Origin of the sequence: Candidatus Alistipes pullistercoris (assembly GCF_027665465.1) — a bacterium.
Lineage (GTDB): Bacteria > Bacteroidota > Bacteroidia > Bacteroidales > Rikenellaceae > Alistipes_A > Alistipes_A hominis.
This window is the reverse complement of record NZ_JAQDED010000014.1, coordinates 1-22,818: the sequence shown is the minus strand read 5'-3', so window position 1 is coordinate 22,818 and position 22,818 is coordinate 1. Positions and strand designations below refer to the sequence as shown.

Below are 22,818 nucleotides of genomic sequence, written 5' to 3'. Positions count from 1 at the left end.
AAAAACGCTTCCATTCCGAAGTCAGAACATACCTCATACGAGTATCGACAGCGGAACCGACGGAGGCATCTCCGTTGGTAGCTATAATTCTTTGACTAATTACAGGATGGCAGTAGGTGTGGACATAGCCCTCCCCTTTGGCCCAAAAACTAAGAGTATATTCTTCCGATGGCGTGAACGGTACATTCACCTGCTGGCGAACTTCTGCATAATCGGCGGAAGTCGGAACTTTGCAATATACGACGTTTAGACCTAAATATTGTTCAGACAGAATTTGCCCTTCTCCGCTCCAATGATCGGAAAAATTTTTTGTGCCGTTCAGAATATTCACTCCGCCGATCCGTACGGCATTCACCTTATCGGCCGCATCCGCAGCGGCGGCGTCGATGGCGGCCTGCTTCGCGGCGTCGGCTTTCTGCTGCGTCCATTCCTCCAAACTTTTTCCGGACATTTCGATAGCCAATCCGTCGGGGGCTTCGATTTTCCCGCTCGCATTCAGCGCAAGCCCCGTCCGGGTATGCAAGATCTTCCCGCCGGTCAGCATCCACCCGTATTCGGACGAATCATCCTCCAGCACACGGATCGCCTGCGATCCGACCACATCGAAAGAGGCCGTTTCACCGAGGAACATCGGCGCGGCCACCGGTTCCATTTCGTTGAAGGCCGTCCAGTAGGCGGTGTTCGTGGGTAGAATACCGGCAGGAACGGTAGCGACGCCGGATTTGACCACATAGCGGTATTTCTGCGGCCCATATACGACCCAATCGATAAACTCGGCAGACCGGATATACACTTCCGACGGCTTCCATACGCCGCGGGAACGAAGAATTGCGCCGGGGGTTCCCTGGATACCGTCTTTTCCGGGATCGCCTTTGTCGCCCTTATCCCCCTTGTCGCCTTTTGCTCCATCGGCCCCTTTATCCACCCGTTTGATCCAGTCCGGCGATCCTTCGGCCGGCTCCGCCGTGGTCGAATCGGCCGTGCACAGCCATAGGCAGCCGTTACGGGTCACTTCGTCGTAATAATAGTAAGAACCCGGTTCCCATGCCCCTTTGTTGACCGGCACGGGTTTCAACGTTTGTCCGTCGGCGGACTTCTGGTAGATCCGGCCGGTCATCAGGATGTTTTCCAGAAAAGCGTTATAACCCGACATATCGCCGAATTCGGGGTGGATGAATCCGGACGTGTCCCCGAAAATCATCTTGACCATCCGGGGCTGGACGTCCCAGCCGTCGACGTCCCCCAGAATCAGGATACGGCCCTCTTTCGACGAGATCAGGATACTGCGTTGGCGCTCTTTGTCGGTGAAGTTGCCGATGCGGGCGACGTCCATAAACTTCTGCGGAAGTAGTTGCGGATACCTCGGGGTGACGGTCATCGCACCGTCGTCGGACACCGCGTCGACGCGCAGCATGACCGTCTGGAATCCCGTGCCGGTATGGTAAATCCCTTTCAGGATGTCGGCCGGGCGGAACGGGTTCAAGTCGCCTTCTTCCAGCTTCAGCGTGACGACGCACTGACTGCCGGAAGACTGTACGTCCGATATCGCGCCGCCTTCTGTCACCCACATTTCGGAACCGATGACCTGAACCCGGTTGTAACGCAGTTTGGGCACATCCAACGATTCATAGAGGGTCAGCGAGCGCATTTCGGCGCGGCCTGCGCTGTCGATCCGCCAGCCGTAGCCCAACAGCCCGGACAGAAAGTCGGCCGACGAGATCTTCCCGGACAGCGTTTGGTCTTTAGCAATGATCTTATCGAGAACTTTTAGGATTGCGGTCTCGATGTTTTCGGAGGTTATGTCAACGATTTCACCAGCTTGGGCAGATATTTTCCGACCGGCGGAAATGTCCTTTTCCGCATGAATATTGTCTCCGGATATATCCTTTGTGACTTTGACGTTTCCTTCAATATCCTGGTCTCCTGAAAGTCGGTTTCCCCCTGCTAAACGCGCGAAGTGACGCGCCGTCCATTCCTTCGACGCATTCAGATCGTACAATACTTCAGAGCGAATAATTTCGGCTTTATCGCGGGCGGCCATCAATTTGCCTTCCACCTCTTTTTCCCAGCTATGCCGCAGGAAGTTGGATACTTCACAGGTGATGGAGCCGTCCTTCAGCCGTTTTTCCAGGGATATGATACGCAACTGGCGGTCTATGCCGTCTTCGGGAACCTGAATCCGCACGACGTCGCCGATTTTGAGCGAGATTCCCTCGCGCCGTAGGTAACGGTGGTCGATGGATAACTCGAACTTCACCCGCAATTGAGAGTTGATCGCCAGCCATTCGACCCCCTTGTCGTGTAGTTGGTTTTCAAAACGGGTAACATACGCCTGCGGCATGGTAATGTCGGTAAAATTGATCTGATCGCCGATTTGCGGGCGTTTATTGTCGTTAGGAATTAAGGGCCGGTTGCCCTCGGCGTCCGGCAGGACGGTATCGTCCTCTTTGCGGATTAGCGTTACCTCATGGGTCGCATGGTTATAGTTGAATTCGAAGTCATTCCCTGTCAGGTCTCCGGTTATAAAGTTAATCTTCGCCTTTACGTCCCCGATCATATAGTCGTTCACATCGAAGTCGATGGCCGCACAGCGGACTATTTCGTGATGGTCGCCCCGTACTCCGTCCAGCCCGCCCTCGAAGTGCGGATACACATCGTCGAAATAGACGTCACGTTCTACGACTTTCGGATAGTCGCTGAAATTCTCGACGTACATATTTCCGGTAGCGGGGTCGGCCCAGCGCAGGTACTCCGATCCGTTGCGGTAGCCCAGTGGCAGGTTTTTCGTGCCGCCATACAGTATGGCCCGCGTGACGGTGTTTTCGGAGTCTACGTTACGCCGGGTTAGAGTGAAAAGGCCGTTTCCCATGCCCTGCTTGAAAACAATTTGGGTGATATTTTCATAGCGGTCATAAAAACTGATCCTTTTGCCGAGGCTGTGGTATTCGACTGAGAACTCGGTTGCCAGTTTATCCAGTACGTCACCCACCGTCATACTTTCGAATACGATGTTTTTACGCGGGGTATCCGGTACGTCGCCCACGCTCCAGCCCGAATCGGTCAGGTTGGCATTATCCACCGCAAGCTGTACGAAATCGCGCAGCGTCCCAGTCAACGTGAATCGTGTCTGCTTGGTAATCGGGTGCTCGAAGCCCTTATCGAGCAGGTTATAGATAGCTCCTTCGAAAACCAGGTTATAGCGATACTTCACATCGGCCTCTTTCGTAAACTCTGGCTGCCGGTTAAGCGTGTAGGCGTATCCGCCGTAGCGTATATAGTCGAGTACGGATACCGGCAATACGGCCTGAGTGACGACGTCGACCACAATCTCGTCTTTACCCATCAAAGCTGCCGAGTACGTGGCATTATCATCGGAGACGGTGCAAACGACATCCTCTGTTGCGTCGGTATTTCTAAATACGGTTATCATATTAATCGTAGTTTAAAATCAAAAGAGACTTTTGTACGGTGTTCGGCTTTGGCCGTAAATCCGTCTTTCACATAACCCGACAGCTCGGCTCCATCCGGAAGATGGAGCGTCCTGAGTCCCGAAGAGGCGCACAGAGCATGAAACCGGGTCATCTTGGCATATATATCGGCAAAGGATTCGCCGCGTAGGTAACATTTAAAGGTGGCAGTACCTTTGTCTCGGTATTGCGTAAGGGTGTAAGGTTCGGTCGTATCGGTTTCGATACGTTTCCCCACATCGTTATTGTCTTGCCGTTTATAAACTCTGATCCCGAAGTCTGTAAGCAGGTTGAACTCGTCGATCCGATAACCGTCGCCGCCGGAAGACTGCGCTGTCAGTGCGGGAAACTGTACGGTTTCCTGCCAAAAAGTAGCCGATACGAAGGCCCGGTTGTGGCCGATATACTCTTCCACTTCCACCGAGTCCTTGAGTACGACAGGGAATGACGCATATTCCGTAGCGAGTGTTCGGCAGGCGATACAGGCATTTTTAAACGCTGTTAAACGGTCGTTGTATTGAACCCATGAATCCCCCCTAAGCCACACGTTCAGCGTCATGGCGCGTCCGTCGAATTCCAGGTCTTCCGCATCGACGAAAGGTTCGATCTGGGTGAGCCAGTTGCGTTCGGTAGTTCCTTTCCTCTTGGGAAAAGAGAACACGCCTTCCAGGGCGATACGCTCCCCTTTACGGGCCGCGACCGCGCCGAAATTTCTGATATCGGTTCCGTCAAGCGTGTACATAGTTATCTTCTGCTGCCGTTTGCTTTCGTGTTCGCGGCGATTTCATCCAACATTCGGCTCATCTGCTGAAATCCCTGTTTTAATTCATTTACCGTAGCCTTTGTGTTTTCGGAAGTGGCGCGGGTGTGCTGTTCGATCAAAATGGTCGTCACCAGGATTTGGTGCACGTCTAATTGGATTTTCCCCAGAACAGGCTCCCTATTGGATATAATCTCTTTTAGGGCTCGAATATCCAGCGCGGTCATGTTCCAAAGGCCGACGAGTTGCGATGCAGTCCCTTCGGTCATCTGCGCCTGAAGCTGACCGGACGAGCCTTCCTTTTTCGCGCTCTGGTCTTCGGCCCATAGATCGAATCCTCTGTCCTTTGCCCGCTGCTGCCAATACTTTAGCCAGTCTTCCGCCTGATCCATTTTCCCGCTGACCGTGTCATAAAACTTATCGACGACGTCCATTGCGTCGTAAGCGATCTGCTTCTCGCTTTTATCGCTTCCGTAAACGGCTTCTAAGTCCTTTTGCAGCTTGTCGAAGTCGTTTTTCAGGTATAGCGAGTAGGCTGCCTGCCTGCCGAGATCTTCCAACACGCTTGCCCCGGTTTTCCCGAATTCCAGCCATGCGTCCGTGCCGGAGCGGACGCCGCCGACGAGCGCTTCCATAATGCCGTCGCCCAGATCGCCATAGGTTTCCTGTATGTAAGCGTTCAACTCCTCGCGTGCGGCGTCGGCCTGTTCTTGTAAGTCGATAAGCGACTGCACCAGGTTTCGGGTGCTGTCGTCCATTTTCTGGGTGTTCAGGATAGACTGAGCCAGAGCAACGTCCAGGCGGCCCGTGCTGTCGACCAGTTTCGGGTACACTTCGAGGATACTGCTGTACACGTCTTTTCCCTTTCCCCATCCGAATAATCCGGTCTTCTTGTGCCCGGTGACGATCTTCGCGTCTGCGAGGGCCCCGTATCCTTTATTATAAGCGTCGAGCTTGTTTTGATAGCTTTTGCTGTACTTGCCGATTAGTTTTTCGAACAATCCCTGCGTCGGGGCTTCACCTTTTAACTCTTTTTTGTAATCGGCTATCGCCTGCCTGTATAACCACAGGGCATTAGTGGCCCGGCCGAGTTCGTTCGTGCCGAAAGCGTTTTTTCCTTCTTCGTATAAAAGGTTTTGTTCGAGCAATAAAAGGTTATATTCGCGTTGCTGGGCGAGGCGAGCGTCAGCGATATTCTTGAGCGCCTGTTGATGACGCTTTTCCGCTTCGCGGCCCATCGTGAAAACGGAACCGATCCCCTTAACGACGCTCATTATTCCGCCGACAACGTCTCCGGAAACGATTTTTGCGATACCCGAACCGGCGTCGCCTACGGCCTGGCCTAACTGGACGGCCTGTTGGATGGCCTCGCCCACTTCGTCTCCGAAGATGTTCGACAGGTCTTTACCGAATTCTTCGAGTGTCGGAGAAAATGCCTTGAAAGCGTCGTTAATCATAGTCACTCCTCCGGACACATCCTTTATCCCTTTCCCATCTGCGCCGAATGCCTTTTTTATCAGGTCGACGCCCGTTTTAACTTCGTTTGCGAACTGGTCGAACGGGCTTTTCTGTCCGATTTCCTGTTTCAATTTCCTGATCGCATCCTGGATGGCCTTGAGCGCTTCCGGGCTTTTTTTCAAGTCTTCCAACTGCTGGTCAGTAAATCCAATAGGCTTCATTGCGCCCTCTTTCCCCTGAAGAAAGTCGTAAAGGTTCCGGGTCTCGTCGATCAGGGTTTTGATCTGAGCGACCGTTTTAGTCGCCGGATCGCCGAAAAGACGAACCCACAAGTCGCTTTCCTGAAGCATGGCCTCGGAGAGTTGGCGTAAAGCCCTGTCGCGCTGGCGTTCCCCTTCCTGGGCCTCAGCCTCGTAGCCGGCCGCACGGAGGCGGACGATCCGGTCATTGTGGTCGCGTACCGTCTCTTCGACCTGAGTCTGATAGGTCTTGAACTGCTTGAGCGCTTCGTCTAACTCGGACTGTTGCTGCGCCTGGTCTATTCGCGCGTAGAGCTTGCCGGCCGTACCCTCGTCCATGCCGTCGTACAGTACGCTATCGTTTACTCGGTTTCGCATTTCGTCGAACCGGTCGCGGATCGCTTTGGTTTTGCGCTGCTCATCGGTCAGGAATACATCGGCCAGTTCATCGTACAGCGTTTTGGTCTGTTTGTAGTAGTCGTACTCAGCGTCGAACCGTTTATTCGCACGTTCGGTATCGGCGATCTGCCGGCGGGCTGCAAAGGAATCTTTCTCTTCCTGCGATATAGTTTTCCCCTGGGCTTTGTATTGTGCTTTAAGATCCGTTTCCTCTTTGTCTATGACAGCAAGACGCTGCCGGTATTCGCTTTCGGCCAGCGCGAGTCGCTTTTCCTTCCCGTCCCTCATAACTCCGGCTCTGGCGTTTTCGAGTTCTATCTGTGCCTGTAATGCCGTCTGGCTGAGTTTGGACTGTAATTTCGACGGGTCGGCTGCGAAGTCCCATAATTTGAGTTTTTGGTTGGCAAGAGCGAGTTTTTTGTATTGCTCGTTCCATTCGTCCGTCCCTTTTTTGGTTTCGTTCATGGCGTCGAGCGCAGCCTGCGCGTTATCGCGCTGCTCTGTCCAGTAAGCTTTGTTTTTAGCGATCTCTTCGTTGCTCGGCGTGGTCGTCTTGAACACGCGTTCGGCCACTTCTTCGATGCCGTTTAACTCCTCCAGGGCTAAATGGAAGTCTTGCACATAGCTGCTTTTAACGTCTGTCGTCAGAAGATCCCATCCTCGCAACACGCGTTGAATCGCCATTTTCCCAAAGCCGTAATCTTCGAGAATAGCTCCTGCGTCGATGAACTTCTGCCGTGAATTTCTGTCGGGTTGCATAAGCGCATCCGTAATCTCGGCCATGATCGACGTGATTTGATCGGGAAATTTCTCCAGAAACTCTTTGTCATACGATTTCACGATCTCCTCACGGATCGAACCCATCGCCGCCGCCATCTTCTCGTTAGCCTTTTGCGAGGCTTCGGAAACGAATGCGGTGCGGGCACGGGCATTGGCGCTGTCAATAGCCGCTTTCTTCACGGCATTATATGCGCCTTCAACGTCTTGAAGAGTACGTATTTCGGTCGACAGGCCCTGCAAGTATTTCCCGTAGCCGGTGAGGATCTTGTTCTTCGCCGCTTCGTAAGCTTTCGTACCCGCCTTCGCTTTTTCGAGGGCCCGGAACTGTTTGTCGATTTCGGCCGACTCCTGCGCGATCTCGATGCGGGTCTTCACCACCTGATTGTGCAGTTCGGCGTCTTTAGCCATCGCTTCGGCCTTCGATTTGTTCATCCGGTTAATCAGAACGACCAGGCCTGCAATGGCGAGCGAAAGGCCGAGGGTTAGAGTTGCCATCAGGGTTTTCGCCGCCGCGTTCGAAATACCCAGCGCGACGCTCAGGCGCGTAGTCGACGCCGTCACCATGTCTTTGGCTTTAGCCAGGGCGATATGCGTAAAGTAGCTATCTTTGTTGACCACCTGGGCCACCTGGTTCACGCCGATAGAGATAGCCATCACTGCCTGGAGCCGAGCCTGGATTTTGGCGAGATTTTCCTGGCTGGCTCCGAACAGCGTCGCTACGCCGGTTCCTGCGGACATGACTCCGGAAAGTCCCTGGATCGCTTCGGTCGTTGCACGGATGTTCTTCTGGTCGTCGGCGAAGATCTGTCCTTGCTTGGAAATGTCGCCGTATCGATCCTGAAGGGTCCCCAACTCGCGCATTTTTCGGTAGTATTCGTCCGTACCCTCGACCATGCCCGACATCTCCTCCTTCAATTTGCGGATCTTCGTCCGCATCGACTCGGCGGACTGTTTATACCGGCTCTGAATCGCTTCGAGTTCCACAAGGGCTTTTTTCTCGTCTTCGATCTCCTGTTTTGAAACGGCCAACTGTCTTTCCGCCTCCACCTTTGCTGCGCCGGGAGCCATCCCGGATACCTTTTTCGCCTCCTTTTTGTACTGAGCTTCAAGCTCCTTGAGTACCCGCTTCTGGATACGGAGGTTCTCGGTAAGGTCTTCGACAGGGATCGAAGCCTCGGAGAATGACGACGATATGGTCTTACTTGTCGACCTGGCCGTCTTCTCAATACCCGTGATGGCATCCTGGGTACGCTTGGATTCCCGTTCCACCTCGGGGGAGTTCAGTAAAAAGCGAATGTCTATCTCTTCTGACATCGGTTCAGTTCATTTGCGAATTTTTTCAAGTCATCGTCGCTCATCTCTTCGGCGGGCCGGGCGTGATCGGAGCGGGAAACATAATGCGGAGCGTCGTCCAGCATCATGGCGATATTGATCCACGATTCTCCCCAGGCGACCTCCCACCGGGACAGGTGCAGGTCTTTTCTAAGCTGGTATAACATACCCCAGGGGCTATGGAGGCCGACTACTCGTCCCCGATGCTCCCCTGATTCCTCGGACTCAGAAGGTTCGGAAGCCGCTCCGTTACCGATCTGATAGAACTTATGAAATCCCCTGCGTCGTTCAGGGTCAACACCAAATGCAGGGCATAGGCGAGCAGCGCCGGCTCGATGCGCCATCCCATCCAACGGGCGAACCGTTTGTATCCCCAAATAAGAGGCGGCCAGCGGAGGACGGAGACGGCGATTATCTGCGCCACCTTTTCGCCGTGCCGGTCGATCAGCTTATAGCATTCGGCGGTGGTCAGGTCTTTGAATTCATCCGGAGAGAGCCCCATTTCAACGACCAGGCGACTGATAATCAGTAGGCCGTTGAACGAAGGCTGTCGCAAGGTAATGCTCATGCGGCGTTTGCCGAAGATCCGAAACAAAAGAGGCGGGGCCAGAACCGGAACCCGCACTCCTTTGCGTAAGATCGTATCGGCAGCCTGAATTTGAATGTGCTGCTCGTTCATAATTCGCAGGGTTAGCCTTCGGATTCAGTAATTGATGTATCGACCACTTGCATCTTCTTTACTCCTGCCGCTTTCGGTTTCAGTACTTTGAGAGTATGTTCCAGTAGTCCGTAACCGTTCTTTTTGATGGCCCAGTTGATACGGGTGTACATCTTAGCCCGGTTGATTGTCACCTGAAGTCCGGATTTGGTGGTATATTTTACAAACACCTCTTTCGGACGAAAACTATCCGGAGCGCCCCAAGTCTTTTTATCGACCGACAATTCGCCACCGAGGGCTTTATAGCAACTTTCCGGGTCGAGATCGGACGTCGAATATTTCAGCGTCGTGCCGCCGGGAATATAGATTTCGTCTTCGGGGTCGTCGTCCTCTTCACACTCACAGGCAACCGTTTCACCTTCTTCGGTTTCGAGGGTGGCCGTGTCTTTGTAGGTTTTCCCCAGGGCTTTGAATTTGTCTTCGGCGGGAATTGCGCCGTCCTCGGTCATATCGGCCAGCAGGATACCTTCTTCATTCAGTCCTATCGCTTTTTTAATCATGGTCAAAAGATTTTTAAAAGGTTTTTAAATGTGATTTGCTTCCAGTTCAGAAAGACTTTGACTCCGATACGAACCAGATAGAACACTCCTATCCATAAGAGCCACTTCTGCCACCACCGGAGCCGGTATTCGACGACCGGATCTTTGACGACCACAGGAACTTCGATATATTCGTAGATCGTATCGGTGCGGATTACTTCCCGCACCCGCTCCTGTGATTCCCCTTGGGCCCGTAGTCGCAGCAGATTGTCCCGTAATTCCATATTGAGTTTTACCAATCGCCCGTTTTCGGTGTACAGGTCGCGGATATGCACCTGTCCCAGACTGTCGCATTCCAAAAGAGCGCGGATCAAGGCGCTGTCGGGAACGACTTTTGTCACGGTGTCGATGATCCGTTCGGTCTTTCGGCGATCCGTTTCCGATTTTACCGGGATTACAGATCTGGAGCATCCAACTATAAATAATAGCGACAAAATGATGGCAATCAGCTTTTTCATGGTTTATGTTTTTCGAATAATTCCCAGCCGGCCTCGACTTCGGATATATCGGCCGACACTCCGTTTTCCACGCGGCTCATCGCCGCTACGATCGGGATCATCGTATCCCGGTGCTGGGTGTTGATCCAGGTCGTAGGCTGAATTCCGCTGTCGCGGGATACCGCTGCGATGTACGCTTCGGTATCGTTTTCGTTGGAGGGGGCCCACCGCCGGATCAACCCGGTGATCGTATTCAGCCCGTATCGCCGTTGGTAGGTATACAGCGCCACGAACATGGCTCTATATCCCCAGGGCATTGCGGAAAAGGTCTTGAAGGACTTATCCGTCCCCGCAATCTCCCCCAGATAGCGGGTCGCATTGTGGCGAATGTTGCCCGGATTGCGGTTGCGCAGTCCCCGTGCTGTTTTGTGCATAATCGTTTAATTGTGATTGTTTTATAAGTACCGGACATTTGCTGGAAGGCGTCCGGCATCTGAAAGCCTCCTGGATAATTATGCTCTTGCGCTCCAACGCCTCGTCGCGAGTCTCGACCTTTGTTTCCAACTTTTCGATCTTGATATTCAACCGGCCGATCTCCTGCTGCAAAAGCGTTACGAGCTTCTGGGTCTCGTCGATGCGCCGGCCCGTGCGGTTGGTTATCCAGGTAAGTATCAACAGGGTCGCCGGAGCGACAAGAGCGGTTATCCAGGTTTCCATGCTATACGATCTCCTCCCATTTCGCGGCGTCCGTAGCGAATGCGGCCGAAGCCGTATGATCCTCTACGCAGACATAGGTCTTGCCGTCGTTGGTTACGAAAGCGTCAGCCTTGTACTCCTCGCCGGTCTTCCACGCTTCGGTAACGAGATCCTGCACGATGGCAACGACGCCTTTTTGGTCTTCGCGGCGGATGCGGCCGCCCATACGCACGAGAGCGGAATAGATATCCCCGTAGTATTGCGGGTTGCCTTCGTCCTCGAAGAACTTCACCTGCCCCAGAGCGTTTTCGACGGAATTTTTATGCCAGCACAGCACGGCGGCACAGTCGGGAGAATTACCCTCGCCGCCCGGCTCGATTGCTGCGGAACCGTTATATCCCAGCACATAACTGCGCGAAAGAATAGTAAAGCCGAAGAGTTTACCGACCACGCCGTTTTTTTCGTCGTAAGCGCGGGAAAAATCCCTGTACTCGGAATCGGTCAGGCTGTCGGTCAATTGATCCATCATATCGGCGTCGAACATGGCATAGCGATCCGACGTAGGGATGTTATCCTTGTTCATCTGCTTTTGGGCCTTTTTCAGTTCGGCCTTGAGAAACTTTTTACGCATACCGGTCGCACCGGGCATGTGGGCTGCGACGGCTTCGCCCGACGTGCGGATAATACGGGCCGAACCGCTCGGAGCCCAGTTGCGGATCGTCACTACGCCGACCGTTTCATTCAGCGCCATGTGCGTGTCCGCCATAACGCTCATACGTTTGTCGTAGCTCGGTTCGATAGTTTCGGCGTTGGAGATGTGCACCGGATCGGATGTGTATTCGTCCAGCGGATAAGTAATGTCCGTGTCGGTACGCTTTTTCACGGCCGCCGGCAGCGACGAACGGTTCTTTACCACATCGGGGGCTGCGCCGGCTTGCGGGATGTGCACTACTTTCCCGGCTAAAACATACTGGTCTGCGTTGACGCACAGGCTCAGGTGGGGATTCTCGGCATACAACTTCTCGACGATGTCGCCTTCCCAAATTTCTCTTTCTACTGCCATTTTTTATTACTGTTTTGAAGGTTTGCGATGGAACCGTTCCTCGAACTTCCGGTCGTACAGGTCGCGGTTGTTTGCTTTCAGGTCGGCCAGGAAGCCGCCTTTATCGAGCTGTTCCCAGCTCATGGCTTCGAGCTTCGCCTGCCGCTCCGGAGCGGCGTCTTTGCCGCCGATCTGATTGGCGATATTCGTCCGGCGGGGGATAGACGCGAGAGCCGTTTTCGCCGCTTCGTGGTCTTTTTCGAACAGGGCCAGGTAGGACTCTTTGGCTGCAGCGTTGATGCGCCCATCTTTGATTGCGGTGGCGACCAGAGTTTCGGCCTCCTTCTTCCGTTCCTCGGCCTGGGCCTTACGGATTTCGGACAGTTCGTTTTCAGCCGCTTTCGCCCGCTGTTCGGCGTCGTCGGCCCGTTTGGTTTGGGTCGCAACCCGGCCATGCAGGGCGACGACGGCGGCGGATACCTCCGCCTCGGTAGCTTCGGCCTTGAGTTTCAGTAATTCGGCCGCTTCATTGGTGAGATTCATAACATTTTGATTTTGTGGTTGATATTCTGCGCTGATCTGTGTGATGATCTGCTGAGGGGTTAGTCTTAGGAAGGATTCGGCGCGGTTGGAAGCGAGAATTTCATCACACAGGTTCATCTCGCGGGCTTCCTTTGCGGAGAACCAGGTTTCTTCGGTCATCAGGCGCGAGATCTCCTCTTCATTTTTGCCTCGGCGCATCAATACGCCGAGCAGCATATCGCGGATCTTATCGAGCATTTTGCGCTGCTTCGCCGTCATAGCGCCGTTGTCGGAGAAGAAGGGATCGTGAATCATCAGCTTGGCAAAGTCCTGCATGATGACGCGATCGGCGCACACGGCGATCACGGCCCCCATACTGGCCATGATGCCGTCGACATAGACGTGCACGGGCGTGACCATCGACAGTATCGCCGATACGATGCTCATGCCCTGAAGCACGTCTCCGCCGGGGCAGTTACCCCGGATGTTGACCTGGTTGCATTGCCTATCCAATGAAGCCAGTTCCCTGGCGAATAAGTCGCCGTCGATCTTATTGCCGATAGAGCCGTACAGGTGCATTTCTGCTACCTGACTCTGGGGATTTATCGCGTCGATATACGTTTGAGTCATTGCCTTGTTTTTTCGGCAATATTCGGGCGAAAATCAGTAGTTATAAAATTGTGTAACAATGGTTTAAACTATTTTTTTACACGGGGTTAAAACGGCTCACTTTTGCAGAAAAAAGGACATGAAAGAGTTATCCCGGAGCCAGCAGAAAGAGTTCGCAAAGAAGCTCTACCTAACCGAAGACGCCATCACGAATAAAGAGATCGCCGCGCGGGTCGGATCGACGCCGCAGACCATCGGCAAATGGATCAGGGAGGAAAGGTGGGAGGATCTGAAGGTCTCGCTACTGACCTCGAAAGAAAGCCAGTTGGCTTGGTTGTATAATCAGATATCGGCCTTGCGGCAGGCCGTTAACAGCCGCGAAGACGAGACCAAACGCTACATATCCAGCCGCGAGGCCGACACCATTGTCAAACTGACCAATGCGATCAAGAAACTGGAGACGGAAACGGGGATCGCGCAGAAAGTTGAAATCGGAAAGCAATTCCTCGTGTGGTTGCGGCAAATCGATTCCGAAGCGGCAATCCGTTTCCTGCCGTTGTACGATGCTTTCATTAAAGAGTCGATGCGATGACAGCACAGGTGACCGATAAACAGGCGTATCAATTCTGGTACGATTTCTTACGAAGTTTTAATGCCGGGTTGGAAGTCGACCCTTTCGAAAGTCAGGCCGATAAACTGCGCCGTATTCGCCGCCTGGAAGCCGATCCCGAAAAGTGGTTTAAATACTATTTCAAGAAGTTTTACACCGCCGAACCCGCGCCTTTCCAATGCGAGGCCACCCGGCGCGTCGTTGCGCATCCGGAGTGGTACGAAGCGCGGGCCTGGGCGCGTGAATTAGCCAAGAGCGCCCGCACGATGATGGAGGTGTGCTACTTGATTATGACCCGTCGTAAGCGCAATGCCATCCTCACATCGAACAGTCAGGATAATGCCGAGCGGCTGCTGGCTCCGTACCGGGCGTTTTTCGAATGCAACGAACGGCTGATAAACGATTACGGAGAACAGAAGATGCCCGGCAATTGGGAGTCGGGGGAGTTCCGTCTGCGCATAGGGGCCGCATTTCGGGCCGTCGGAGCCGGGCAGTCGCCGCGCGGATCGCGCAACGAAGAGATGCGGCCGGACGTACTGCTGATCGACGACTTCGATACGGACGCCGACTGCCTGAACCCGGATATCGTGAATAAGAAATGGGACTGGCTCGAAAGGGCGCTTTATGCTACGCGGTCGATCTCCACGCCGCTGCTGGTGATCTTTTGCGGAAACATTATCGCCGAGAACTGTTGTATGCTGCGAGCCATCGAAATGGCCGACCACGCCGACGTTATTAACATCCGGGACGAGTTCGGCCGCTCTGTGTGGCCGAGCAAAAACAGCGAGGAAGACATCGACCGCGCCCTAAGCAAGATCTCGCTTAAAGCCCAGCAAGGGGAGTATTTCAACAACCCTATCCAGGAAGGGAAGACTTTTAAGGAAATTCGCTGGGATCGTTGTCCCGCACTGCGAAAATTTCCGTTCCTGGTAGCCTACGCCGACCCCGCCACGTCGAACAAGGACAAGAAAGGCAGTTGCACGAAGGCCGTCATCCTGATGGGCTTCTGCGAAGGCCGTTATTATGTGCTGAACTGTTTTGTCGACAACGCCACCACCGACACCTTTATCCAGTGGTTTTACGATCTGAAAGCGTATGTCGGAGGACAGGCCCCTGTGTATTGGTATATCGAAAACAACAGCCTCCAAACCCCTTTTTACGAACAGGTATTCATGCCGAAGTTCGCCGAGCGCGGACGCCGCGACGGAAATGCCCTTTGCGTAACGCCTGACGATCGAAAAAAAGGCGACAAATTCTCCCGCATAGAAGGCACGCTCGAACCGCTCGTGCGAACGGGCGGATTGGTATTCAACGAGGATGAGCGCGGCAATCCCCACATGAAACGGCTTGAAGAGCAATTCAAGGCCGTGAATCCAAAACTTTCGGCTCCGTGCGACGGCGTCGACGCCACCGAGGGAGGCGTATTCATTATCCGGGAAAAAATAACGTCACGGAACTCGCGGATCACCAGCATTCCGCGCCCGCGAAACACAAAAAGATACTGATATGTTTCTGACTAAAGAGGATTTACAGAGCCACCTGCGCAACGAATTGCAGGATCTCATTACACGAGGCGACGATACGATCATAGCCGCCGCCATCGACGGCGCGGTCGCTGAAGCGAAAGGTTATCTCGGCCGGTTCGACACGGAGCGGATCTTCCGGGCGGAAGGGGCCGAACGCAACGATCTGCTGCTGATATTCATAAAAGATATCGCCACGTACCACCTGATTAACCTGACCTCGCCGGGCATTCATTACGACCGGCGCGAGAAACGCTACGATCGCGCCGTTGAATGGCTTAAAGCGGTGCAGCGCGGCGACGTGTCCCCAGACCTGCCGAAGACCGAAGATGCGGAAACGCAGGGCGGACTCGTGTACTATTCGTCCAATCCCAAGCGGGCGCAGCACTTCTAAAGTCGTTTAATCGCCCTTTAATCGCCTTTAATTTCAAATCTGACTTCGAATTTAACACATAGACCCACCATGACCGTAAAACGTAAAAATAGCGCCCCGAAACAACAATCCCAGAATTTGGTGATAAACAACATCACCATACAGCCCGTCCCCCGAAACACTGCCGATATCGATACCTGGCGCAGCGCTTTGAAAGCGGCCGATCGGGGAAAGCGGAAAGCGCTGTACAACCTGTACGAAGACCTGATGCTCGACCCGATCCTGTCGGACGCTATCGACAAACGGATCGAAGCGATCACCAATGCCGAACTGGTGTTCAAGTCCCAAAACGGCGAAGCGGTCGCGGAGATCGACGACCTGATGGATACGCCCGAATTCGAAGACATGCTGATCGAGATCATGCAGGCCAAATTCTGGGGAATCAGCTTGCTCGAATTCGACTTCTCCGACGGATTCTCTTTTAATTCCATTCCTCGTAAGCACATCAGGCCAGCGACCAAACAGATCGCATTGAACGAGTCGGACGATGGAGGCCCGTCGTACTTGGATAACGATTCGTTTATCGAGGTGGGGAAGAATAACGACCTGGGACTTATCCTGAAAGCCGCGCCGTATGTGATTTACAAGCGCGGCGGGTTCGGCGACTGGGCAGAGTATGCTGAAATATTCGGTATGCCGTTCCAGGTTGCCAAATACAATAACTATGACGAAGCGACACGGCAGGAATTGATTCGCGCATTGGAGCAGTCCGGATCGCTACGGAGGACGGTGATTCCTAAAGAAAGCGATATCGAGTACAAAGACAATAAAAGTTCCGGGGACGGGGCGATCTATGACCGGCTGCGCATGGCCTGCATTCAGGAGATCCTGATCGGCATATTGGGCCAGACGATGACGACGCTCGACGGATCGTCGAGGGCGCAAGGCGAGGTACACATGGAGGTGCTTGAAAGCAAGCACAAAGCCGACCGGCGATTCGTGCAGCGCGTGCTCAACCGTAAACTGCTTCCCATCCTCGAAAACCGGGGATATCCGGTCTCCGGCGGGTATTTCGCATTCCCGGACGCCGGCGAAACGGTAACGATGCTCGAACGCATGTCGCTGGTGAAGGATGCGGTCGGCATGGTTCCTATACCGGCGGACTATATCTACGAGACCTTCGGCATTCCCAAACCCGACGAAAATGAAGAGGTGGTGCATCTTCGACAGTCTGCGCCGGTGATTCCGGAAGAAGAGATCCCGGACGATCCTGACGAGGACGCCGATGCCGCGAACCACGCTTTTTTTGCCCGATTGTTCCGTTTTTTCGCCGGAGCCCCCTACACGGGGGCGTCCGATGGCAATCACCTCACGAACCCGGCCGATGATCCGGCTGACGACTTCTATACGCGCCTGATCAAACGGGTCGCGCGGGGCGAAGCGGCCTATTTTGACGCCGAGCTGTTCGGTAGGATTGCGGGGGAGCTCGTCGCGGCTCTTGGGCGCGGATTTGCCGGGCGGCCCCGAAACGACGGCTTCGACTACGGACACCGAAATGCCGTAGCGCAAACGGCGATGGAGACGAATTTATACCACTTTTCCGCTGCCAAAACGCTGGCCGAGTTGCAGAAACTGAATCAGTTGTTCCGCGACAGCAAGAGCTCGGCCGAGTTTATGGAGAAGGCGCGACAAGTAACCGAAGTATTCAATAAAGCATGGGCGCAGACCGAATACAACACGGCCGGGCTGATCGCCGAAAGTACGGCGACCTATAACCGCCTGATGGGACAGATTGAATTGTTCCCGTATTGGGAATACCGCACCGCAGGAGACGACCATGTGCGCGAAGAGCATCGAAAGCTCGACGGGGTGATTCTGCCGGCAAACGATGTCCGCTGGAAAAAGATATATCCTCCCAACGGATGGAACTGCCGGTGCTACGTAGTGCCCCGTATGCAGCATGAGGTAGCCGGGATAGACATAGCGGCCATGCGGCGGAGGGTGGACGAATATTTCGAGACTGCGGAATATAAAAACGCGAAGGCGCAAGGATTCGGTGTGAACCGGGCAGTGTTGCCGCAGGTGTTCGATGAAAATCAGTTTTACATCAGGAAGTTCCCCGGCAAGGCGGCTAAATACCTCGACCGTCTGGGAGCTTCGGATTTCGGGCTGCCGGCAGTCAGTAAAGGTAAGGCGGCCGCTACGCAGCATGTTCCCCGATTCACAGGGACGGCCGGCGAATGGTTCGATTCGCGTCAGTGGCAGGGAAAGGTAACGCTCATGGATAGAAACGACCGACAGGTCGTGATCGAGAAAGTTAATTTCGACCGGCATACGACCGGATCGCACCGCTCCAGGGTGGAATATCTCGACTGCCTGTCACAGATACTCAAAAATCCCGATGAAGTATGGATTAATAACGAACGGGCCGGAAAGCCGTATGATAATTACACGCTGATTAAATACTACCGGGACGAGGTAGTCGTCGTATGCTGCCGAATTTCGGATGGAGAACTAAATACCGTCCGGACGTGGTTCCCGTTACGGATGAAAAAAGAGGTTATCACGAAACACCGGCGGGGATTGCTGGTATATACGAAGAAAGCCTCCGGTTAAGGAGGCTTCCATACTTGCGGGCTAATAAACGGATACGCTGGTCATCCAGTCTTTACAGTCCCCATCACCCGCGAGGGCTGACCGATTCGATTACACCCGTACACGTTCACTTATGGCAAATATATGAAAATTCCATACAAATGGCAACTTTCGAAGAGATTCGGCAAAAAATCGACCGCATGGCGGCGAATATAAAACAGGCGGCCCCCCAGGTGATCGCAGAGACGGCGACCGAATACTATAAGGAGCGTTTTCGAAAAAAGGATTGGGACGGCGTACCCTGGCCTGAAGCTAAACGGCCGGGTTCCGGAGGATCGCTGATGGTGCGTAGCGGATCGCTGATGAACACGATTCGTCCGACGCTGGTCAGCAGCCGCGAGGTGCGGATCGGAGCCGGATCGCCGCGCGTCCAATATGCCAGGATACACAATGAGGGAGGGACGATCATCCAGATCCCGACGGTCAGGCAGCGTCGGTTCTTTTGGGCGATGGAACATAAAGAGAACCCATCCGGCAAGAGTCCCGACATTTCGAAAACGGGAAAGTGGGCTGCGATGGCCAGAGCTAAGAAACTTACGATAAAAATCCCCAAACGACAATACATGGGGTACTCGCCGATACTGAACGATAAGATAATCGTCCGGCTGAACAGCCTGGTAAAACAACCATTTAAATAAAGAAAATATGACGGAGATTTATTCGGCGGTCGAAGAACGCCTTACGGCAAAAGTGCCGGAACTGTTATACATCGATTTAGAGAGCGGACAATTGGAAGGGCGGACGCCTCCTCCGGTAGACTTTCCGTGCGCGCTGGTCGATGTTCGTTTTAACAAATGCGAAGACCAGAGTGCGAAGGTGCAACAATGCGAAGTAACCGTTACGGTTCGCGTGGCGTTCGAGGCGTGGATAGACGAGACGTCCAGCGTCACGCCGAAGCAGTGGAAACAAAAAGCCCTCGAAAAAATGCAATTGCCGGACAAAGTATATTGCGCCCTTCAAGGGTGGGGGATGGATTTTTTCAGCATCCTGTCCCGTAAAAGCGTCATTCCGGAGCAGCGTGCCGACGGGTTGAAGGTTTACCGGATCGAGTTCGAGACGACACAGGAAGACTATGCAGAATAAAAAAGCCCGCCGGACTGAACGGCGGGCTAATTATTTTATCTTACTTTCGTTAGTAAAAGTTCTCCTTTTTCGGGGTCGCTTGCTTTTAATTTCATTTTATTACCGTCCACAGTCCCGGAATACACGACACTACCCGACGGGCTTATGATGGTGATATTCGGAGCCTTGTATTCAAATGTTCTTTGCAAGTCAAGCGTTCCGCTGCCGACCGAGGTTTTCCATGACTCGGTACATTTTCCATTGATGGCGAAATAAAAAGTATAAGCCCGGTATTCGTTAATATCCTGATGCCAGACAGTGCCGACTAATTGATCGTTTTGATTTGTCGGCTCATCGTCTTTCGAACACCCGGCGGCAAGAATGAGCATAGCGCAAAGTAATAGTTTGTTCATCATAATTTTATTGATTAATAATATAATAACATCCAAATGTAGTCATTATTTCTTAATAAAGGAAGGGTTTCGGTGGTTTTTCATGTCAAACTTAGAGGCCCCGTAGTAGGGGCCCCTAATCGAACAACCGGAGTTGTGTTCCTCCGTCTTCCGCGCCCGGCTCAACACATTTGAGATACTTTAAAAAGGTGTTGTAGCAGATGCCGTACACGGGCCTGATGTGTCGCTTCCAAACCCACTTGTAGCAGCGATCCTGTCGACCAGGTTCGTAGTGCTCTGCCGCTATGCGTTTTATGGCTTTCGCTCGCAAAAAATATCCCTTTTTATTGTATGCCATTGAAAAATCACTAACTTTGTCTTGTTCCGCCAGAACAACCGAGCCGTTGGTGATTATTTCGCTGACGGCTTTTTTAATTAACCGGGCCGATGTCTTCCGCCGGAATGCCGACCCAGACCGACACTGGCGGCACTGAATGCCGATCCGGATCATCCCGTTTTATGTCGCCGCCTTTATATCGCCATCCGGTCTGCCGCATCGCGCAAAGTTTTGTTTTGAACGACCGCAATTCGCTATCTGTCATTTCGTAGAGAAGCTTCCCGGCGTGACGATGGATGAACGGGTTCAGGATCTGCCAGTCGTTCGGGATGCCGAGGCCCCGGCGTCGAGGACTCTGAGCGTCGGGGTTGGCTGTGAGCACAAACAATACATCGCTGCGAAGGGAGCGTATTTGGCCGTTCGCCGCTTCGTGCCTCTGCTGTATCGGGTGAGATCTTTCCATTGTCGAATGATTTTGCGTCGACGCATCGAGTCGGCCGATCAGGTCGACGATTTGATCGTCGGACATTTCCTTAGCGCTATCCACTCCGTAGCCGGCGTAGATGTCCTTTTTATGGGCCTCCGCCCCTGTCTCTTTTAATAGGATGTGGAGTTTTGCGAGTAGCTTATTTCGGTATATGGTATATTTATTTTTCAGGTTTAAAGACTTTTACCGTAGCTGAAACACTTTGTATAACCGCACCGGGTTCATATACCGTTTGACTTTTGAACTCCACAATTCCTTCATCGATCATCTTACGGGCTATTTTTTTGCACAATTCATACTCGACATAATCCTGATCGACATTTTTAAAGACATCGTATCCATACCAGGCGCGTAACTCTACGATCCCGTCTTGTTGTTCAAAAGGAAGGTCTGGATAATTTTCCAGTATCCGGTGCAATTCACTTATGCATTTATGAAGTTGTTTTTTCATGTGTCAATTTATTATGCCCGGAGGCGGTTAGAATAATTTTTGATAATTAATCGGAACATAATTCATCCAAATCGTTTCCTGCATGATAGTTCCGCTACCGTTCACTATATTGCTGCGGATATTGTTGCGTTTAATCGGAAATTTCACTTTGTGCCAATCTCCGTACAATTCATTCATCAGGTTACAATCGTAGCCGCTAATCATCGCCTTACCTTCGATCCGATGGAGACGGGCGGCTAATTGTCGGTGATCGTCATCGGTAAAATCGAATTTGTAATCCTTGCCTTTACTTTTACCCCCTCGACTTTCTACCGGATAAGGCGGATCGCAATAAAAAAATGCCTTAGGAAAGTCTATTTTGTCTATGCAATCAGTATAGTCAAAATTCGTAATCTGAAACCCCGATCGCAAGACCTCCGCGACTTCGTGCAACTTCTCGATCGCATTATTCCAACAGGAAACGGTTTCGCCGCCCTGAACGAGAACTTTCTTTTTCGCCATGTGCCAGCCTTTATTTTGACGCTGACAGCCCAAACCGAAAAACGACTGTCTCACCCTTACATAAAATCTGCGGGCCTGTTCAATATTATCATCGGAATATTCCCAGCAGTTGTCGTATTCCTGCAGCGAGCATGGCGTAAGCAATAACAAACGGATCAGATCGTCTTCATGGTTACGCAACACTTCGAAAAAGTTAGTAATATCGGAGTTGATTTCGTTGGCCGTTTTAATCACCTTGCCCGGATAATTGATCGACACGACCATACTGCCGGCGAACAGATCTACTAAATGCGTGAAACCTTCAGGGAAATACCGATACAAATATTCGATCCAGGTAAATTTACCTCCGAAATAATTGAAAGCTATTATTTTAGATTTATTGCCGCTCATTTGTAAACATCTTTTCATATTCATTAATCGTTTCGAATATCCGATACGCCACCTGCGGCACTATCGCATTGCCGTAGGCTTTGATCGATTCTTTTCGCCATTTCGGGAAGGTAATTCCGTCCAGTCCGTAGGAAAGCCCATCATTTCGGCTACAAACCGGGGATTGAGTCGGGAAGTCTTGCCAGTGCGGGCAAATTGATCCGGCAAATTGTTTTTGTTGCTCCGTCCTGATTTCTCCAACGCTTCTTTTGTTCTTGCACCTTTGAAGTCTCTTGCAGTTGGTGTCGGCAACATTCCGTTTACCGCTAACGCTGTCAAACTCCTTCCCATTTGACTGGCCGGATTGTATATCCTGGTGTAATTGGTAGCCTCTGCAGCACTGGGTGTCGGAAGTAATTCCACCGGATAAAACTGTGTTTTGCCATTTCCGTCGCACACCTTCAAGCCTTGCGTCTGAACGGTGGGCAACATTCCCTTCCATTGCTTTCCGCTCGCGGGGAATCCTAATTGCGCTTGTGCCGACAGTTGCGGTTCTCCCCGGCTGTTGACGTAAAAATTCCTGTCCGCAGCATCCGAGGCTACCGGAGTTTTCCATAAACCTTGCGACAAACCATGTTCTATACCGCCGGTGCGGGGCATTGACGCCACAAGCTGGTATAACGAACGGTTGCACCTCGTATCCTTCCGCTTCCAGGTCAGAACACACCTGTTCGAAAACCAATCCTTTCGACCAATTAACAATTCCGAGAACGTTCTCCCCCACGACCCAACGGGGTCGAACAGATCGAATAACTCCGAGCATTTCGGGCCAGAGGTAGCGGTCGTCTTTCGTGCCTTTTCTTTTCCCCGCCTGGCTGAACGGTTGACAGGGGAATCCGCCCGACAGCACATCGATTCGATCTCGCCAAACGGCAAAGTCTGTTGTTTTGATGTCTCCATATTGCTCTGCATCCGGAAAATGATATTTCAAAACGGTTCTACAAAAAAGGTCTATTTCACAGTTGAACAGATTATCCCATCCGGCCCAACGAGCCGCAAG

The 22,818-nt window shown here is 52.6% G+C and carries 20 protein-coding genes and 1 pseudogene; 6 read left to right on the top strand and 15 right to left on the bottom strand.

Annotated features, from left to right (window positions below; genetic code table 11):
• The 10 genes and pseudogenes from PGR91_RS13270 to PGR91_RS13225 form a co-directional block, all read right to left on the bottom strand.
• Nucleotides 1-3,430 (bottom strand): annotated as a pseudogene (locus tag PGR91_RS13270) (hypothetical protein); the annotation flags it as partial.
• A complete protein-coding gene (locus PGR91_RS13265) occupies nucleotides 3,427-4,209 on the bottom strand; it encodes a hypothetical protein (RefSeq protein ID WP_118657291.1) in 783 nt (260 codons plus the stop codon). The gene PGR91_RS13265 and the pseudogene PGR91_RS13270, both read right to left, overlap by 4 nt.
• A 2-nt stretch (nucleotides 4,210-4,211) precedes the next feature.
• Nucleotides 4,212-8,417 (bottom strand): hypothetical protein, encoded by a 4,206-nt coding sequence (locus tag PGR91_RS13260; RefSeq protein ID WP_147387430.1) that lies wholly within the window; start codon nucleotides 8,415-8,417, stop codon nucleotides 4,212-4,214.
• Nucleotides 8,402-8,602 carry a hypothetical protein gene (locus tag PGR91_RS13255; RefSeq protein WP_118657289.1) on the bottom strand — a complete coding sequence of 67 codons (201 nt, stop codon included), beginning with the start codon at nucleotides 8,600-8,602 and terminating at the stop codon, nucleotides 8,402-8,404. The genes PGR91_RS13260 and PGR91_RS13255 overlap by 16 nt, the downstream gene beginning before the upstream one ends.
• 23 nt (nucleotides 8,603-8,625) lie before the next feature.
• On the bottom strand, nucleotides 8,626-9,114 hold the full coding sequence (locus tag PGR91_RS13250) for a hypothetical protein (protein ID WP_055206063.1): 489 nt from the start codon (nucleotides 9,112-9,114) through the stop codon (nucleotides 8,626-8,628).
• An 11-nt stretch (nucleotides 9,115-9,125) separates the two neighbouring features.
• A complete protein-coding gene (locus PGR91_RS13245; protein WP_055206061.1) occupies nucleotides 9,126-9,653 on the bottom strand; it encodes a hypothetical protein in 528 nt (175 codons plus the stop codon).
• A 2-nt stretch (nucleotides 9,654-9,655) separates the two neighbouring features.
• Nucleotides 9,656-10,150, bottom strand: coding sequence for a hypothetical protein (locus PGR91_RS13240; protein ID WP_055206059.1), 495 nt, complete (start codon nucleotides 10,148-10,150; stop codon nucleotides 9,656-9,658).
• Entirely contained in the window at nucleotides 10,147-10,563 is a 417-nt protein-coding gene (locus PGR91_RS13235; RefSeq protein ID WP_118657288.1) for a structural protein P5, read from the bottom strand. Before PGR91_RS13235 ends, PGR91_RS13240 begins: the two co-directional genes overlap by 4 nt.
• A gap of 284 nt (nucleotides 10,564-10,847) precedes the next feature.
• Nucleotides 10,848-11,888, bottom strand: a complete 1,041-nt coding sequence (locus PGR91_RS13230; protein WP_070103360.1) for a carbohydrate-binding protein — start codon at nucleotides 11,886-11,888, stop codon at nucleotides 10,848-10,850.
• A gap of 6 nt (nucleotides 11,889-11,894) precedes the next feature.
• A complete protein-coding gene (locus PGR91_RS13225; RefSeq protein ID WP_118657287.1) occupies nucleotides 11,895-13,019 on the bottom strand; it encodes a Clp protease ClpP in 1,125 nt (374 codons plus the stop codon).
• A 118-nt stretch (nucleotides 13,020-13,137) separates the two neighbouring features.
• Here PGR91_RS13225 and PGR91_RS13220 point away from each other — a divergent pair, with 118 nt between their 5' ends.
• From PGR91_RS13220 to PGR91_RS13195, 6 genes are all read left to right on the top strand, one after another.
• Complete coding sequence (locus PGR91_RS13220) at nucleotides 13,138-13,590, top strand: YfeC-like transcriptional regulator (RefSeq protein WP_118657286.1); 453 nt, start codon at nucleotides 13,138-13,140, stop codon at nucleotides 13,588-13,590.
• Entirely contained in the window at nucleotides 13,587-15,113 is a 1,527-nt protein-coding gene (locus tag PGR91_RS13215; protein WP_055206050.1) for a hypothetical protein, read from the top strand. Before PGR91_RS13220 ends, PGR91_RS13215 begins: the two co-directional genes overlap by 4 nt.
• Before the next feature lies 1 nt (nucleotide 15,114).
• Entirely contained in the window at nucleotides 15,115-15,525 is a 411-nt protein-coding gene (locus tag PGR91_RS13210; protein WP_055206048.1) for a phage protein Gp36 family protein, read from the top strand.
• 69 nt (nucleotides 15,526-15,594) lie between these two features.
• Nucleotides 15,595-18,120, top strand: coding sequence for a phage portal protein family protein (locus PGR91_RS13205; RefSeq protein ID WP_118657285.1), 2,526 nt, complete (start codon nucleotides 15,595-15,597; stop codon nucleotides 18,118-18,120).
• 140 nt (nucleotides 18,121-18,260) lie between these two features.
• A complete protein-coding gene (locus tag PGR91_RS13200; protein ID WP_182424274.1) occupies nucleotides 18,261-18,797 on the top strand; it encodes a phage virion morphogenesis protein in 537 nt (178 codons plus the stop codon).
• Nucleotides 18,798-18,804: 7 nt separating this feature from the next.
• The gene (locus tag PGR91_RS13195; RefSeq protein ID WP_118657283.1) at nucleotides 18,805-19,242 is read left to right on the top strand and encodes a hypothetical protein; all 438 of its coding nucleotides are present in this window, start codon (nucleotides 18,805-18,807) and stop codon (nucleotides 19,240-19,242) included.
• Nucleotides 19,243-19,277: 35 nt separating this feature from the next.
• Here the strand turns inward: PGR91_RS13195 and PGR91_RS13190 are convergent, their stop codons facing one another.
• The 5 genes from PGR91_RS13190 to PGR91_RS13170 form a co-directional block, all read right to left on the bottom strand.
• The gene (locus PGR91_RS13190; protein WP_147387429.1) at nucleotides 19,278-19,637 is read right to left on the bottom strand and encodes a hypothetical protein; all 360 of its coding nucleotides are present in this window, start codon (nucleotides 19,635-19,637) and stop codon (nucleotides 19,278-19,280) included.
• 407 nt (nucleotides 19,638-20,044) lie between these two features.
• Nucleotides 20,045-20,479 (bottom strand): hypothetical protein, encoded by a 435-nt coding sequence (locus PGR91_RS13185; RefSeq protein ID WP_147387428.1) that lies wholly within the window; start codon nucleotides 20,477-20,479, stop codon nucleotides 20,045-20,047.
• Nucleotides 20,480-20,597: 118 nt separating this feature from the next.
• Nucleotides 20,598-20,888 carry a hypothetical protein gene (locus PGR91_RS13180; protein WP_118657280.1) on the bottom strand — a complete coding sequence of 97 codons (291 nt, stop codon included), beginning with the start codon at nucleotides 20,886-20,888 and terminating at the stop codon, nucleotides 20,598-20,600.
• A gap of 27 nt (nucleotides 20,889-20,915) precedes the next feature.
• Nucleotides 20,916-21,797 carry a DNA adenine methylase gene (locus PGR91_RS13175; protein ID WP_259336750.1) on the bottom strand — a complete coding sequence of 294 codons (882 nt, stop codon included), beginning with the start codon at nucleotides 21,795-21,797 and terminating at the stop codon, nucleotides 20,916-20,918.
• Nucleotides 21,766-22,818, bottom strand: a 1,053-nt coding sequence (locus PGR91_RS13170; RefSeq protein WP_270399384.1) for a DNA cytosine methyltransferase, incomplete at its 5' end; no start/stop codon positions are given. The genes PGR91_RS13175 and PGR91_RS13170, both read right to left, overlap by 32 nt.